A 15752-nucleotide genomic window follows, 5' to 3' on the forward strand; every position below is an offset into this window, starting at 1 on the left:
AGGGGTTACTGAACGGTGAGTTCGGAGATCCACGCCCAGTTGCGGCCGTCCTGGCCCTTGGGCATCGAGCGGAACTGCAGCGCGATCGAGTCGGTTTCGACAGGGGTCGGGAGCTTAATCGTGGTCGTCTGAGACAACGCCGACGTAGCCAGTTCTGTTCCACCGCGCGGGTTCGACGGGTCCGTGACGTTACGCACGACGATCTCGCCGCCGGAGGTGGCCGGATCCATGTTGAGCGTCACCGAGGACACGGTGGCCTTCTGCTGCAGCTTGACGACGATCGTCACGGAGGTCTCGTCGCGGAACTGGTTAGTGTCAAACCAGCGTGAGGACCACGACGTGGACGGGTTCGAGTCGATCATGTTGATCGCACGGTCCGGGTGGTCGCCGTCGTCGTTGTTCCACGACAGGACCTGCACGGAGGAGATCACGGGCGTCACGGATTCGGTCGGGGGAGGCGTCGTTGTGAGGACGGGTGCGGGTTCCGCGCCAGATTCCTGGGCGCTCACGCCGTCACGCAGCGACTGGCCGAGGTCCAGGTTGGTGACCGGGCGCGTCGCCATCCACGGTCCCCAGATCGCACCGAAGAGGAACAGGACGACGCCGAAAATGAGGGCGGGTCGCGTCGGGTCGATCAGCTTCGCGGAGCGCTCGGGCTTGGTGTTGTCCTCGTTGGACGAGGCCGGGGCAGCCTGTGCGGGAGCAGCCGGGATGGGCGCAACGGAGTCCATGACCTCGGTCGGATCGTCGACCGGGGGAGCGGGGATCGCGGCCTCGGCCGCCGACTGCACGCGGGGGATCTGGTGTGTGGCGGGCGCGTCGGCCAGGGGCTCGGGGTGCGGGTAGTCCTCGGGCTTGATCTCGCCTTCGCGTTCGTATCCGCTGGCCGCGGGTGCGGGCGGCGGAGGAGCGAGCGGGAAGGCCGAGGAGGCAACGTTGGCGCTGTCCGTGGGGCCCGTGAGGGGCTCGACACCTAGCTCTGCCAGGGATTCGGCCATCGATCGGCTGTCCGGCTCGGGGGCCTTGTCCGCATCGGGGCTCGGAATGGGGTCGGTCTGCGGTGCGGGGACCGTGTCCGCGTCGGGCAGGGGGATGCCCTGCGCCTGGGCGATGGCCTCAACAGCGGGCGCTGCGATGGCCTCGGCAACGACGGGATTCTCGACGGGAGCCTGCGTCGCGGGGCCGAATGCCGGGACCTCGGCGGGGGCAGGAATGGGCGGAGCGTCAACCGATTCGTCGCTCGACGAGGCCGGGGGCGCCGGGGGAGCCGGAATCGGCGAGTCAGCGACGACCTCGTCGAACGACGGCAGTTTCTTCTCGTCGCCGGGGCGTTCGGGCGTGGGAGCCATCGGGTCCTCCGTCTGGTCGGGTGTGTGTCCCGTCATTATCGCAGCTGGGTCGGGGGTCGCAGTGGAAGACGCTGCCAGGATGTTCACCACAGCGCCCGGAACGTGCAGGCGCGTGAGCAGCGGTCGCATCATCGCAGCGGATTCGCGGGGGGCCGCGAAGCGTAGGACGATCAGGTAGACGAGGCCGGTTACCGCCGAGACGACGGAGAGCTTGACGCCCGCCAGTAGCATGCGTCCCAGCGTTGAGGAGATGCCCGTGTGGATGCCCATGATCCACAGGAGGCCAAAGCCCACGAGGCCGGCGACGATCGCTGCGCCCAGGTAGGCGACGTAGGAGCGCAGCAGTCCCGCGCGATCCACGAAGCTATTTTCGCGTGAGACCCACACGACGGCGATGACGCCCTGCGTCAGGCGGCAGGCGGTCTCGCCGAGGGCCGCAGCGACGACCCACCAGCGCGCGCCGGTGAGGGCGTACATGGACCAGCCGACGATGACCTGGATGATCGTGGGACCGATGCCCATGAGGAACACGGGCTTGACGTCCTCGTATGCGAAGAAGACGCGCTGGCTCATGAGGACCATGCCGGTCGACGCGACGCCGGGCATCAGCGATGCGAGGACGAGGGCGTAGCCGGTGACGGCCTCGGGATCTCCGCCCTTGGCGGCCATCGCGATCTCCATCATGGGGACGGAACCGGCCATGAGCATGGCTGCTGCGACGAGGGTCAGCGACGTGATCGTACGCACGCCCAGGTGGTAGCTGTCGGCCACCGCCCGGTCGTCGCCGTCGGCCACGGCCCCGGCCATGCGGGTGAAGATCGCGGTCGTCAGGGACACGGTGATGAGCGACTGCGGGACCATGAAGATCATGAAGGCCGTCGAGTAGGCGAGGATGCCGACGACGCCGCCCTGCGCGCCGTTGCGGCCGATGAAGCCGTCGGCCATGGCCGCCAGGTTGTTCGTCGACAGGACGCCGACCTGGGAGACGCCCAGGGTCGCAAACGTCCATCCGGCCACGCGCGGCATCGACCCGAAGGAGGTTCCGCGGAAGTGGAAGTCCGGCTTGAAGGACACGCCCGCACGACGCATCGGCCACAGCAGGCACAGCGCCTGGCAGATGACGCCCAGGGTCGCTGAGCCCGCGAGCACCCAGAACTGTGCGCCTGTCAGGTCACCCGCGGGAATGCCGCCGTCGGGTGCGCCGCCCCAGATCACGAGGAAGAGGCCGAGGCCGGCGATGCCGACGACGTTGTTGACGACGGGCGCCCACATGTAGGGTCCGAAGATTTCGCGGGCGTTGAGAAGCTCGCCCAGCAGGTTGTAGAGCCCGTAGAAGAAGAGCTGGGGCAGGCACAGCAGCGCAAACAAAATCGCGAGGTTGCGGATGTCCTCGGTGTAGCCGGCGGCCGTGATCATGACGAGCACGGGGGCGAGCACCATCGTCACGAAAGTGACGAGGAAGAGAAGCGTTCCCGCGAGGGTGAGCAGCCGGTTGACGTAGGTATCGCCGTCGTGGCGGCGCTTGATCGCGCCCACGATCTGGGGTACCAGGACCGCGTCGAAGATGCCGGAGGCCAGCAGGTTGAACACGGTGTTGGGCAGCGTGTTCGCCGTCTGGAACGCGGCGCCGACGCCGCCGGCGGTTGCGCCAACCGCGGCGATGAGCATCGCGTTACGGATGAAGCCGAGGATGCGCGACACCATGGTGCCCGATGCCATGAGCGCCGATGCCCTCAGGATCGATCGGCGAGGCGTATTCGAGCTCATGGGGTCTCCTTCGTCGTTGCTGTCTCGGATTCGGTGTTGTGGTCAGTGGGTGCCTCGTCGGCGCTACCGGCGTCGGCGCTACCGGCCTCGGTCGAGTCGGCCTCGGGCGAACCCTGCGCCTTGCGGGCGGCCCTCTTGCGGAGCGACCGCGTGATACCGACGAGGAAGAGCGCTCCGAAGAGCGAGGCGATGACGGCCGTGATCGCGTCCTCCCACCCGGCGCGCATGCGCACGGTCACGGTCTGGGAGTCATCGAGGACGACGCCGTCCGGCGTCGTGACCTTGTAGGTGACCTCGATGTCGCCGCTGCCGATCGCGCCCACGGGCACCTCGACGGTCGTGGCCCCCTGCGCGGCCAGCGTCTGGGAAAGCGCCGGGGTGGCGCGCAGACGCGGGTCGTCGGGCACGAGGGTCACGTCGACGTGGATCGGCCACGGGAGGTTATTGCGCACGAGGACGGGAAAGTTCGCGGACTTATTGATGAGGTTGACGGCCGAGGACGGTTCGACGCTCACCGCGGAGAGCATGCCCGTGATCTGCGACGTCATCGCGGTCGCAGAGTCGAGCTGTTCGGAGGGGGTGCGCTGCGCGGCCAGGGAGGGCAGGATCTGCGGCGTGACCGAGTCGTACACCGCGTCGGGATCGTCCGTGGCCTTCGCGAGAGGCGCGAGGCTGGTCAGGGACGAGGACATGGCTGAGATCGCGGTGGACGTGTCCGGGTCGAGCGTGCCTGCGTCGACGGTCTGCCGCTCGACGTCGGTTGGCTCACTGGAGGCGATGTCGCTGAAAGTCTGGGCGGAGACCCAGCGCGGGGAAAAGAGGGCGTTGACGCGTTTGGTGAGGGACTCGTTGATGGTCGTGCCGCGCGCGGCCGCCGCGAAGAGAGTGCGCGACGAGGCGGGGCGTTCCCGCACGATGATCGCCGTGATCGCCGCGAGGGCCTGCTCGGCGTCTAGCTCGTCGCCGCCGGAGGCGTTCCACGACAGGATTGAGGCGAGGTCGGCCTGCTGGGCGAGCGTGCGCGCCCCGGTGCCATCGGTCGCCGTCTCGCCCGTCGCAGGGTTGACGTTGACGCGCGCGTAGGAGGTGAAGGTGACCTCTTCGGCGGGGGTGAGTGCCGAGGCCGGCGCGATCGTGATCTGGTCGGGGGAGGCGTAGTTCGACAGGAATGCCGTGCCGAAGGTCGTGTCGGCTGGCCATGCGACATTGCGCAGGATCGTGGGCCCCGCGTCTGGCGCGGTTATCGTCGTGCCGCTCTGCCCGGACGGAGAAGACGACGCTGCGGGGCTGGGGGTTTCCGTGGCGCTCGCGGCCGTGGCGCTCGCGGAGGGGGAGGGGGTCGGCGACGCGGGTGAGGTCGTGGGTGAGGCCGTGGGGGCCACCCAGCCGGCCTCGCGCAGGGATGAGGGGAAGGCCGCGATCGAGCGGGAGGCTCGGTCCCAGAAGCCCGTGTTGCCCGATAGGGCGAGGGCCCCGAGGTCGGCGTCACCCTCGGGGAGTGCAATGAGTTCGTTTGCTGCCCCCATGAGGGCGGACACGAAGGCCTCGGACTGGAGGTCGCGCGAGCGCTGCGCGGGGTCGGTCGCCGTGGGCGCGGGCGTCGGGGTGGGGGAGGAGGAGGGGCTCGGCGAGGCCGTGGCGGCGCCCGACTGCCCCGACTGGGTGCCGGACTGATCGGACTGCCCCGATTGTCCGTGAGAGGCGTCGGAATCGGGCGAGGGGCTCGGCGAGGCGGTGGGCTGCGGTCCGTGCGGGATGAGCAGCGGGTCAACGGCGAGGGTGACGCCGGGGGAGCCGGCCAAGTTCAGGACGGCGGAGCGTTCGGCCTGGTCCTGGGTGGCGCTCGTCGACGTCCAGGGGACCACGGCGTTGACGCGCGAGGCGGAGACCTGGGCGCCCGAGTCCCACACGAGGATCGAGCGGTCCTTGCCGGAGTATTCGCCGGAGTTGGCGGCCACGGTGATGACGCGCGGCCCCCACTCGGTCGCGTCGGTCAGGGGGAGCGAGGAGGTGGGGATGTGGATCTCGAAGGGGACCGTGGCTCCGCGGGTGATGTCGGTGAGCGAGGAGGACGCGGCGTGCGTGGCGTCGGGTTCGTCCTCGGTGAGTGCCGTCGTGAGCGCGGCCACCGAAATCGGTGTCTCGTTGGCGACGAACATCTCGAGGGAGATGTTCGCGAGCGTCGTTGGCGAATCATTGCGGACCGTACCGGAGACAATCACTTCGTTTTCGCTCGTCACGATGCGCGGGGAGAGCGAGTTAATGGAGATGACGAGACCCGATGCCTCGGCCGTCGCGCCCATCACAGCGGGGCGCGACGCGTCCGACTGCGAGGTCTGCGCGGGCAGGGGAGCGGCCCCGGCCTCGTGCATTCCGAGACCGAAGGGAAGAGCCAGCGCCGCGCACGCGGCGGCCACCCGCACCGCGCGCCTAGTCACGGCTATCCCGGTACAGCAGGTCGAGGGCGATGCGCACGATGCGACGCTCGTTGGGGTAGGCGAGCTGGCGCGAGACGTCGCGCAGCGGCACCCACGCGGCCTCCTCGGCCTCGTGATCCGGATCCCCATCCACGGTGATCGTGCCGGACTCGTACCCCATGAGGTAGTGGTGGACGACCTTGTGGACGCGGCGGTCGTTGCCGGAGAACCAGTAGTCGATCGACGCGAGGTGGCGGATGATGCGCCCGTGGATGCCTGTTTCCTCGGCGACCTCGCGCAGTGCGGCCTGCTGGGGGGTCTCGGAACCCTCGAGGTGGCCCTTGGGCAGGCACCACTCGATGCGGCCCGCTCGATTGCGTCGCGCGATCAACGCCGCATAGGGAATTCCGTCACGCACGTCCACGACGATGCCGCCCGCGCTGGTTTCCGCGGAAATCGGCAGGTGAGAGCGGCCAGCGCGCACAGAAGCGGACCGACGCGGGGGTCTGGGCACCCCGCCTCGGCGGTCAACTGGACGTGCAGGCATGACTCCACTTTAGCCGGTACGCGGCCCCCGGTAGTCGGCCAGGGCCCTTTCCTGGCATGCTTAGGGGCGATGAGTACCCAGTCAGCTTCTCCGAATAACGGCCCCGTGACCGCGCAAAACGCCGGAACGACGGACATTCCTACCCTCATGGCGAACGCCACGAGGACCTTCGCTGCGCTCCCGCCCGCGATTATGGAACTCGGCACGATTTTTCACGAGGCCGGGGAGGAGCTCGCGCTCGTCGGTGGGCCCGTGCGCGACGCGTTCCTGGGTGTGACGCCGCACGACTTCGACATGACGACGTCCGCGCGCCCCGAGCGCACCGAGGAGCTCCTCGCCCAGTGGGGCAACGCGACCTGGGACATCGGCAAGGAGTTCGGCACGATCGGCGGCCGCCGCGGCGACCTGGTCGTCGAGGTGACGACCTACCGCACCGACGAGTACGAGATCGGTTCGCGCAAGCCCGAGGTGACCTTCGGCGACACCCTCGAGGGCGACCTGACGCGCCGCGACTTCACGGTCAACGCGATGGCGATGCGCCTGCCGCAGATGGCCCTCGTCGACCCGTGCGGCGGCCTTGCAGACCTCGCGGACGGTAACCTGCGCACCCCCGTGTCCGCCGAGCAGTCCTTCGACGACGATCCGCTGCGCATCATGCGCGCCGCGCGCTTTAGCGCCCAGCTGGGCCTCGACGTCGACCTGGACGTCATGAACGCGATGGAAACCATGGCCTCGCGCCTCGAAATCGTCTCCGCTGAGCGCATCCGCGCCGAGCTCGAGCGCCTCATCATCTCGCCCCACCCGCGTCGCGGCATCGAACTGATGGTCCACACGGGCGTCGCCGACATCGTCCTGCCCGAGGTCGCTGCCCTCGTCTCCACCGTGGACGAACACAAGCGCCACAAGGACGTCTACGAGCACACCCTCACCGTCGTCGAACAGGCGATGGACCTGGAGACCGGCCCGGACGGTCCGGTTCCCGCCCCCGACTTCATCCTGCGTTTCGCGGCCCTCATGCACGACGTCGGCAAGCCGGCGACCCGCCGCTTCGAAAAGAACGGCACCGTGTCCTTCCACCACCACGAGATCGTGGGCGCCAAGATGACGCGCAAGCGCATGAAGGCCCTCCACTTCGATAAGGCCACGACCGAGGCCGTCTCCACCCTGGTCGCGCTGCACCTGCGCTTCCACGGCTACGGCGAGGCCGCCTGGTCCGATTCCGCGGTGCGCCGCTACGTGGCCGACGCGGGCGATCTCCTCGAACGTCTCCACCGCCTCACGCGCGCCGACTGCACGACCCGCAACCGCCGCAAGGCCAACTACCTGTCGGCCGCCTACGACGACCTCGAGGCGCGCATTGCCGCCCTGCGCGAGCAGGAGGAACTCGACGCGATCCGCCCCGACCTCGACGGCGACCAGATCATGGAGATCCTCGGGCTGCGTCCCTCGCGCGCCGTCAAGATCGCCCGCGACTACCTGCTCGAGCTGCGCATGGAGCGCGGGCCGCTCGGCGAGGAGGCTGCCCGTCAGGCGCTTCTCGACTGGTGGGCGTCGGACGACGTGCGTGCCCTCGCCGAGGAATACCAGGCCCAGCAGGCCCACTGGGAGGCCAAGGTCGCGGAAAAGAAGGCCCGCAAGGCCGCCGCGAAGGCCGCCCGCGAAGCCCAGGAGAACTGAGACTGGGAGCTGAGACGGGTGCGGGGCGACAATCGTCACGCCCGCGCGCGGTGCGGTGCCGGGGCCACCGCCGTACTCTGGGAATAATTCGACTATTTGTGAGGAGAGTTATCGCATGAGCACGTTCACCCCCGAGAAGGCATCGGCCGATATCGGCGTGTACGGCCTGGGAGTCATGGGCGCAAACCTCGCCCGCAACCTGGCCCGCAACGGCTACGCGACCGCCGTCTTCAACAGGACCCAGGCTCGCACCGAGAAGCTCATGGCCCAGCACGGCGACGAGGCGACCTTCATCCCCGCGTCCACGCTCGAGGACTTCATCGCCTCCCTGCGCACCCCGCGCGTCGCCATCATGATGGTCCAGGCCGGCCCCTCGACGGACGCCGTCATGGAGCAGCTCGCCGCACTCATGGACGAGGGTGACATCATCGTCGACTGCGGTAACTCCCTGTTCACCGACACGATCCGCCGCGAGAAGTGGGCCGCCGAGCGCGGCCTGCACTTCGTGGGCGCGGGCGTCTCCGGCGGCGAGGAGGGCGCCCTGTGGGGTCCCTCCATCATGCCCGGCGGCACCCCGGCCTCGTACGACCGCCTCGGCCCCATGTTCGAGGCGATCGCCGCCACCTACGACGGCGTGCCCTGCTGCACCTACATTGGCGCGAACGGCGCCGGCCACTTCGTGAAGATGGTGCACAACGGCATCGAGTACGCGGACATGCAGGTCATCGCCGAGGCCTACACCCTCCTGCGCGAGGGCCTGGGCGCCACCCCCGCCGAAATCGCCGACATTTTTGCCGCGTGGAACGAGGGCGAGCTCAACTCCTACCTCATGGAGATCACCGTCGAGGTCCTGCGCCAGGTGGACGCCGAGACCGGCAAGCCCCTCGTCGACCTCATCGTGGACGCCGCCTCCCAGAAGGGCACCGGCAAGTGGACCGTGCAGACCGCCCTCGACCTGGCCGTCCCCGTCACCGCGATCGGCGAGGCGACCTTCGCGCGCGGCGCCTCCTCCGAGCCGGCTCAGCGCGCGGCCGGACAGACGCTCGCGGGCAACGCCTCCGCTCTCGTCATCGAGTCGGACGAGGCCCGGGCCGCGTTCATCGAGGACGTTCGCCAGGCGCTCTTCGCCTCCAAGATCGTCGCCTACTCGCAGGGCTTCGACGAGATCGAGGCCGGCGCCGCCGAGTACGAGTGGGACATCGACAAGGGTGCCCTGGCTCGCATCTGGCGCGCGGGCTGCATCATCCGAGCGGCCTTCCTCGACGACATCACCCGCGCCTACGAGGCCGACCCCGACCTGCCGCTGCTGCTGGCCGCCGAGCCGTTCGCGACCCGCTTCCAGGAGTGCACGCCCGCGCTGCGCCGCGTTGTGGCCCAGGCCGCTCTCGCCGGCGTTCCGATCCCCGTGTTCGCCTCGTCCCTGGCCTACTTCGACCAGATCCGGTCGACGCGCCTGCCGGCCGCCCTCATCCAGGGCCAGCGCGACTTCTTCGGCTCGCACACCTACCACCGGGTCGACAAGGAGGGTGTCTTCCACACCCTGTGGGCGGTGCCGGGTCGTCCCGAGGAACAGTGGTCCTGATCTGAGGACACGGAACACTTCGTAGCAGTGGGTGGGTGCGCCGCGGGCGCACCCACCCACTCTGTGTTGCAGCCCATACTTTGGGGTTCTTTCAGGAAACACGGTTACGCTAGAGGTACAACAATCCGCTGAAAGGGCGAATACGTGGCTACTAACAACGGACGGTCCGACTGGAACGACATCATCGAGCCTGGCGGCTCGGGCGCGTCGAGGCATGACGCTCTGCCCTCACGCCGTGCGGCGCGACGCGCTGCTTCGTCGCGCGCTTCCACGAAGGCTGCCACGGCCTCGTCGGCCGGTAAGAAGGGCCCGGTGAAGAAGAAATTCCGGTGGGCCAAGCGCATCGGGTTCTCAATTCTGACCGTCTTCCTGGGTGTGTTTATCGCCGGCATGGCCGTGTTCCTGTACCTCTACAACACGCTGACCGTGCCCGCGCCGGACGACCTGGCTCTCGCGCAGAAGACGACCGTCTACTACGCCGATGGCACGACCGAGATGGGCACCCTGGGTGAGATCAATCGTCAGATCATCGACACGACGAAGCTGCCCGACTACGTGTCCAAGACGATCGTGGCGTCCGAAGACCGCACGTTCTACACGAACAACGGCGTCGACCTGAAGGGCATTTTCCGCGCGCTCATCAACAACCTGCGCGGCGGCGCACGCCAGGGTGGTTCGACGCTCACCCAGCAGTACGTGGAGCGCTACTACATGGGCGAGACCACGTCCTACACGGGAAAGCTCAAGGAAGCCGTCCTGGCGATCAAGATCAACCGTGAGAAGTCCAAGGACGAGGTCATTGGCGCCTACATGAACACGATCTACTTCGGTCGTGGCGCCTACGGCATCGACGCCGCCGCCCAGGCCTACTTCGGCCACGGCGCGGACCAGCTGACCCTGTCCGAGTCCGCCCTCCTCGCGGCCGTCATCCCCGCGCCCTCCGCGTGGGACCCCGCCGTCAACCCCGACAAGGCGAAGGAGCGCTGGGAGCGCGACCTGAACCTCATGCTGGAGGACGGCTGGATTACTCAGGCGCAGCACGACTCCGCGGTCTTCCCCGAGACGATTGACCCCGATACGCTCAACAGCGCGTCGATGAGCGGCACGACCGGTTACCTGATGGCTCAGGTCAAGTCGGAGTTGATCGCCTCCGGCCAATTCGATGAGGACAAGATCAGCCAGGGTGGCCTGCGCATCACCTCGACGATCGTGAAGGAACACCAGGATCAGGCCGTCGCGGCCGCCGAGGGTATGAACGAGGTGGACGGCTGGGATCCCACGTACCAGCACGTCGCCCTGTCCTCGATGGACCCGGCCACGGGCGAGATCCTCGCCGAGTACGCGGGCGCCGACTTCGAGAAGCGCCAGCAGAACGCGGTCACGCAGGACATCGCGATGGCCGGCTCGTCCTTCAAGCCCTTTGCACTGCTTGCGAACGCGCGCGTGGGTGGCACCGTCTACGACACCTATTCGGGCAAGTCTCCCCAGTACTTCCGAGGCATGGGCACCCCCGTCATGAACGACGGCGGATACTCGTTTGGCAACGTGACCCTCGTGAAGGCGACCGCCTACTCGATGAACACGGTGTTCGTGGGCCTCAATGACGACGTGGAGCCGGAGAACACGCTGAAGGCGGCCATCGATGCGGGTATTCCCGAGGACACGGTGGGCCTGAACGAGGAGCTGCTCAACGTGCTGGGCCCCTCCTCGCCGCACAACATCGACCTGACGACCGCCTACTCGACGATCGCGAACGGTGGCGAGCGCGTCACCGCTCACATCGTCAAGAAGGTCGAGGACTCGAACAACAAGCTGCTCTACAGCGGTGACGTGGCCCCCAAGCGCGTGTTCGAGGTCGAGGAAGTTTCCTCCATCATGCCGGCACTCGAGGCCGTCACGAGCGGTGATGGTACGGCCAGCCGCGTCGACGCCTCGATTCCGCGACTGACCACCGCCGGTAAGACCGGTACCTCCTCCGATCAGCTGTCTGCGCAGTTCGTGGGCTTCGTGCCCGGCATGGTCACGGCCGTGTCGATGTACCAGTCCGACGAAGCGGGCAACTCGGTGCCGCTGGACGACGTGGGTGGCCTGAATCAGTTCCACGGCGGCGACTGGCCCGTGGACGTGTGGATCGACTACATGAAGCCCGCGACGGCGAACCTGTCGGGCGACGACTTCACGTGGAAGGTCGAGTCCAACCGCAAGGTGCACAACAACGCGCCCACGCCCGCGCCGAGCGCGACGAGCGAGGCCCCACAGTCCGCTCCGCAGCCCACCGAGACGCCTACCCCGACGGAGACCCCGTCCGCCGAGCCCACAGAGGGTTCGGAGAACGGCAACAACGGGAATAACGGCAACGGTTCCAACAACGGGAATGGCTCGAACAATGGGAACGGTTCCAACACCGGGAACAATGGCAACGGTTCCAACAACGGCAATACCGGGAACAATAACGGCGGCAACAACAATGGTGGCCGAAGAAACTAGCCGAGCGGCCTAGTGTCACTGCTGCGGGCCCCGAGGAGCATCCTCGGGGCCCGCAGTGCGTTCGCAGGAGTGTACCTATGCGGATAGGTAATGACGATGCGGATAGGTTATGAACATCCGGATAGGTTAATAACCTATCCGCAAGCGAATAACCTATCCAGATGCGTGCAACCTATCCGCATGTGAGTGCAGGAGTTCCCGCCATACGTCCTCTGCGACGGGGTGCGTCGCGCTTGCCGCGCTCCGGCAGGGGCCCGCACCGACGTGTCGTAGCCGAGCCTCAGGAATCGCATGCACAGCAAAAGGGGTGGCCCCCGCTCGTATGAGCGGGGGCCACCCCTTCAATCAGCATTCAACCGATGCGTGAAGCCTTCACTTCGCGGCGGAAACGCGGACCTTGAGGTTCGCGGACACCTCGGGGTGCAGGCCGACGGTCACCGTGTAGTCGCCAACGGCCTTGATGGGCGAGGCGATGATGACGCGACGACGATCGATGGTCTGGCCCAGCTGCTCCTTGACCGCGTCAGCGATCGCAGCAGCGGAGACGGCGCCGAACAGGCGGCCGGAGTTGCCAACCTTGCCGGAGATCTCGACAACGGCACCCTGGAGGGCGTCGCGCACGGCGCGAGCGTCGTCGATCGTGGCGATCTCGTGGCGGCGACGAGCAGCGGCGATCTGGTCGATCTGCTTCTGCGCGCCGGCGGTCCACTTGGCGGCGAAGCCGCGGGGGACCAGGTAGTTGCGGGCGTAGCCAGCCTTGACCTCGACGACCTCGCCGGCGTGGCCGAGGTTGGGGACGTCGTGGGTGAGGATCAGTTTCGTGGTAGCCATATCAGCTGTGTCCTTCCCTTATCAGCGGCCGGTCGTGGAGTAGGGCAGCAGAGCCATCTCACGCGCGTTCTTGACGGCGCGAGCGATCTTGCGCTGCTCCTGGGTGGAAACACCGGTCACGCGGCGGGCGCGGATCTTGCCGCGGTCCGAGATGAACTTACGCAGCAGAGCGGTGTCCTTGTAGTCGATCTTTTCGATCTTGGCCGACTTCAGCGGGTTGGCCTTCTTCTTGATGGGCTTGTTGCGAAGTTGGGGCTTCGCCATGATGGTCTCCTAGTGAATCCGGGCGGACTGTGCCGCCCCAAGCGTTGTGTCTTCGACGTGGCGTCCGGCGTAGGTGCCGGGGCGCTCGACTTTAGAACGGGGGCTCGTCGCCGAAAGAGGTGGCGCCGCCAGCGGGGGCGCTGCGCCACGGGTCCTCGGGGGAGCCGCCGGTCGGTGCGCCGTAGTTGGCGCCACCCTGGCCGTATCCACCCTGGCCGCCGCCGTAACCGCCGCCCTGCTGGGGCGCGCCCTGCTGGCCGCGGTTGTCGGACTGGTAGCCGCCGCCACCGGAGGGGGCGGTGCGGGTGACCTGCGCGCGTGCGCGGCGCAGGGAGGGGCCGACCTCGTCGACCTGCAGCTCAACGACCGTGCGACGTTCACCCTGCTGGGTGTCGTACGAGCGCTGGGTGAGGCGCCCCTGAACGATGACGCGCATGCCCTTACGCAGCGACTCGGCGACGTTCTCAGCGGTCTCGCGCCACACGGAGCAGCGCATGAAGAGGGTGTCGCCGTCGCGCCACTCACCGGCGTTACGGTCGTAGGTTCGGGGGGTGGAGGCCACCGTGAAATCGGCGACCGCGGCGCCGGACTGCGTCCAACGCAGTTCGGGGTCAGCGGTCAGGTTACCGATGACAGTGATGACGGTATCTCCGGCCATGTCGGCTCCTCGGGCTTAGAGGGTGTGGTGTCGGCTCAGTGAGCGTCGGGGCGCAGGAGCTTCGTACGGAGAATGGTCTCGTCGATGCCCATGCGGCGGTTGATCTCGAGAGCGACCTCGGGGGTCGTGGTCATGTCGATGACGACGTAGATGCCCTCAGAACGCTTGAGGATGTCGTAAGCAAGGCGGCGCTTGCCCCAGACGTCAACGTTCTCGACGGATCCGCCGTTGGCAGCCACGGGTGCCAGGTACTTCTCCATCATGGGGGCGACGGTGCGCTCGTCGATCGAAGGATCGAGGATCACCATCAGTTCGTAGTTACGCACGTTGGTTCCCACCTCCTATGGTCTTTACGGTCACGGACGGTCCGTGACAGGAGGGCGTTGCGTATGGCCCCTGGGGGCCTGCTGGACCGGCCGCGGGTGCGGACAGTCCAGCTACCCACTTTACACGGGTGGGAGCGTCTTCGCTAGGGCGTTTCCGGTCACGATTGGCGCCCTCGGGACGAGGCGTGGGCCCACCCCGCCGGGACGCCGAACCCCGCGCGAAACCGCGGGTGGGGACGAGGCCTGCCCCGGCCTCGTCGATCGGCTACAGCGAGCGCGCGCCGAGCCCGTTGGTGAGTGCCCGCATGCCCGTGTAGACCGCCGAGTAGGCGAGCCACACGAGCGCGAGTGCCAGCGATGGGCGCGCGGTGAGTGAGGCGGAGTGGGCGATGATCCACAGGAGGGGCGCGTACACGACCAGGTTGATGACGGCGGCGACGGCCAGGTAGCGGCCTCGGCCCGCGCCGATGAGGACGCCGTCGAGGAGGAAGACGTACCCGGCGACCGGCTGGAAGAAAGCGCTGACGATGATGGCGACGGTCGCGTCGTCGATGACGCCCTGGTCGTTCGTGAAGATGCGCGTGATCCAGGGCGCGGTGATCGCCAGGGCGACGCCGACGGCCACGCCGAAGCAGACGCCCCAGCGCGACAGCGTGCGCAGGAGCGGGCGCATGGCGCCGCGCTCGCCGGTGCCGGCCGTGAATCCTGCGAGCGCCTGGGCGGCGATCGCGAGCGCGTCGAGCACGTACGCGGCGAAGGTCCACAGCGTCCACACGATCTGGTGGGCAGCCAGGGCCTGGGTGGAGATCGCGGTGACCGCACTCAGGGTCGCCAGGAGGGCGACGCGCAGGGCAAGGGTGCGCACGAGCAGGGGCGCTCCCTCGACCGCCGCGCCGAACAGACCCGAGGTGGAGGGGCGCAGGCTCACTCCCTCACGGCGGGCGGCTCGCACGATCATCCACCCGAGGAAGACCGCCATGAGCGTCTGCGTGATCGCCGTGCCCAGGCCCGACCCCGCAACCCCCATGCCGAGCGGGTACATGAGCACCCAGTTCGCCACCGCGTTGAACGCCGCGCCCACAGACGCCGCGACCAGGGGAGTACGCGTGTCCTGCAACCCGCGCAGGGTCCCGGTCGCCGCCAGGACGACGAACATGCCGACGAGGCCGGGCGCGGAGGCGCGCAGGTACCCCAGTGCGTGCGGCAGCGTCGCCTCGTTCGCCCCCAGCCAGGTGAGCAGGGGAGAGGCGAAAACCGCTAGGAGGATCGCGGCGAGGAGGCCGAGGCCTCCCGCCAGCCACATGGCCTCGACCCCCGAGCGGACCGCAAGATCGCGCCGCCCGGCCCCCAGGTGACGCCCCGCCAAGGACGTCGTCGAGTAGGCGAGGAAGATGAAAAGCCCGACCGCCGTGTTCAGGACCGTCGACGCGACACCCAGGCCCGCCAGCTGCGGGGTCCCCAGGTGACCGACCATCGTCGAGTCGATGACGGTAAACAGCGGCTCGGCGATGAGAGCCCCCAAGGAGGGCAGCGCGAGCGACAGGATCATCCGCGTCGTGATCGTCGGCGTCGACGAGGCCGGGGCCTCCTCACGCTTCGACGGTGAGGTCGGGTCGCTGGGTCCCTGTGTGCTCGTCATGACACGCTCCGATTTTCTTATCCACAATGTGTGCACAGGCCTGTGGAAAGCCGTGCACGGGGAAATTCTAGACGGCCCAATGAATGACAACGATGTGACTGTGATGAGCATATCTGCCCTGACAGATCGGTCATTTCACGTTGTGCACAGGCGTCGTCGGCGTTGTGCACAGGTTATCCACAATATGTGCACATGCCCGTGCACAGCG

General features: G+C 67.9%; 11 protein-coding genes. 3 read left to right on the plus strand and 8 right to left on the minus strand.

Annotated features, from left to right (window positions below; translation table 11 throughout):
• Window positions 1-5 precede the first annotated feature (5 nt).
• From HMPREF1478_RS03400 to HMPREF1478_RS03410, 3 genes are read right to left on the minus strand one after another with little or no spacing between them, the layout of a single operon-like run.
• Window positions 6-3116, minus strand: coding sequence for a lipid II flippase MurJ (locus HMPREF1478_RS03400; RefSeq protein WP_016460689.1), 3111 nt, complete (start codon window positions 3114-3116; stop codon window positions 6-8).
• Complete coding sequence (locus HMPREF1478_RS03405; RefSeq protein ID WP_016460690.1) at window positions 3113-5554, minus strand: DUF6049 family protein; 2442 nt, start codon at window positions 5552-5554, stop codon at window positions 3113-3115. The genes HMPREF1478_RS03400 and HMPREF1478_RS03405 overlap by 4 nt, the downstream gene beginning before the upstream one ends.
• Complete coding sequence (locus HMPREF1478_RS03410; RefSeq protein WP_034474873.1) at window positions 5547-6017, minus strand: NUDIX hydrolase; 471 nt, start codon at window positions 6015-6017, stop codon at window positions 5547-5549. Before HMPREF1478_RS03410 ends, HMPREF1478_RS03405 begins: the two co-directional genes overlap by 8 nt.
• Window positions 6018-6227: 210 nt before the next feature.
• Here HMPREF1478_RS03410 and HMPREF1478_RS03415 point away from each other — a divergent pair, with 210 nt between their 5' ends.
• From HMPREF1478_RS03415 to HMPREF1478_RS03425, 3 genes are all read left to right on the plus strand, one after another.
• Window positions 6228-7757, plus strand: coding sequence for a CCA tRNA nucleotidyltransferase (locus HMPREF1478_RS03415; RefSeq protein ID WP_034475082.1), 1530 nt, complete (start codon window positions 6228-6230; stop codon window positions 7755-7757).
• A 115-nt stretch (window positions 7758-7872) separates the two neighbouring features.
• The gene (gene gnd, locus HMPREF1478_RS03420) at window positions 7873-9339 is read left to right on the plus strand and encodes an NADP-dependent phosphogluconate dehydrogenase (RefSeq protein ID WP_016460693.1); all 1467 of its coding nucleotides are present in this window, start codon (window positions 7873-7875) and stop codon (window positions 9337-9339) included.
• Between the two features lie 144 nt (window positions 9340-9483).
• Window positions 9484-11826, plus strand: a complete 2343-nt coding sequence (locus tag HMPREF1478_RS03425) for a transglycosylase domain-containing protein (RefSeq protein ID WP_016460694.1) — start codon at window positions 9484-9486, stop codon at window positions 11824-11826.
• Window positions 11827-12198: 372 nt separating this feature from the next.
• On the opposite strand, the gene rplI is transcribed toward HMPREF1478_RS03425, so the two are convergent.
• From rplI to HMPREF1478_RS03450, 5 genes are all read right to left on the minus strand, one after another.
• Window positions 12199-12657, minus strand: a complete 459-nt coding sequence (rplI, locus tag HMPREF1478_RS03430; protein ID WP_007589133.1) for a 50S ribosomal protein L9 — start codon at window positions 12655-12657, stop codon at window positions 12199-12201.
• 21 nt (window positions 12658-12678) lie between these two features.
• Window positions 12679-12921: a 30S ribosomal protein S18 gene (rpsR, locus tag HMPREF1478_RS03435; RefSeq protein WP_003791435.1), complete on the minus strand. Its 243-nt coding sequence runs from the start codon at window positions 12919-12921 to the stop codon at window positions 12679-12681.
• A 91-nt stretch (window positions 12922-13012) separates the two neighbouring features.
• The gene (locus HMPREF1478_RS03440; RefSeq protein WP_003791437.1) at window positions 13013-13579 is read right to left on the minus strand and encodes a single-stranded DNA-binding protein; all 567 of its coding nucleotides are present in this window, start codon (window positions 13577-13579) and stop codon (window positions 13013-13015) included.
• Between the two features lie 35 nt (window positions 13580-13614).
• Entirely contained in the window at window positions 13615-13905 is a 291-nt protein-coding gene (gene rpsF / locus HMPREF1478_RS03445) for a 30S ribosomal protein S6 (protein ID WP_007589137.1), read from the minus strand.
• 265 nt (window positions 13906-14170) lie between these two features.
• The gene (locus HMPREF1478_RS03450) at window positions 14171-15544 is read right to left on the minus strand and encodes an MATE family efflux transporter (protein WP_016460695.1); all 1374 of its coding nucleotides are present in this window, start codon (window positions 15542-15544) and stop codon (window positions 14171-14173) included.
• Between the last annotated feature and the right edge of the window lie 208 nt (window positions 15545-15752).

Origin of the sequence: Actinomyces sp. HPA0247, assembly GCA_000411415.1 — a bacterium.
Lineage (GTDB): Bacteria > Actinomycetota > Actinomycetes > Actinomycetales > Actinomycetaceae > Pauljensenia.

Coding starts and splice junctions, on each gene's coding strand:
- HMPREF1478_RS03400 (WP_016460689.1), bottom strand. CDS start 3,116: ATGAGCTCGAATACGCCTCGCCGATCGATCCTGAGGGCATCGGCGCTC.
- HMPREF1478_RS03415 (WP_034475082.1), top strand. CDS start 6,228: ATGGCGAACGCCACGAGGACCTTCGCTGCGCTCCCGCCCGCGATTATG.
- gnd (WP_016460693.1), top strand. CDS start 7,873: ATGAGCACGTTCACCCCCGAGAAGGCATCGGCCGATATCGGCGTGTAC.
- rplI (WP_007589133.1), bottom strand. CDS start 12,657: ATGGCTACCACGAAACTGATCCTCACCCACGACGTCCCCAACCTCGGC.
- rpsR (WP_003791435.1), bottom strand. CDS start 12,921: ATGGCGAAGCCCCAACTTCGCAACAAGCCCATCAAGAAGAAGGCCAAC.
- HMPREF1478_RS03440 (WP_003791437.1), bottom strand. CDS start 13,579: ATGGCCGGAGATACCGTCATCACTGTCATCGGTAACCTGACCGCTGAC.
- HMPREF1478_RS03450 (WP_016460695.1), bottom strand. CDS start 15,544: ATGACGAGCACACAGGGACCCAGCGACCCGACCTCACCGTCGAAGCGT.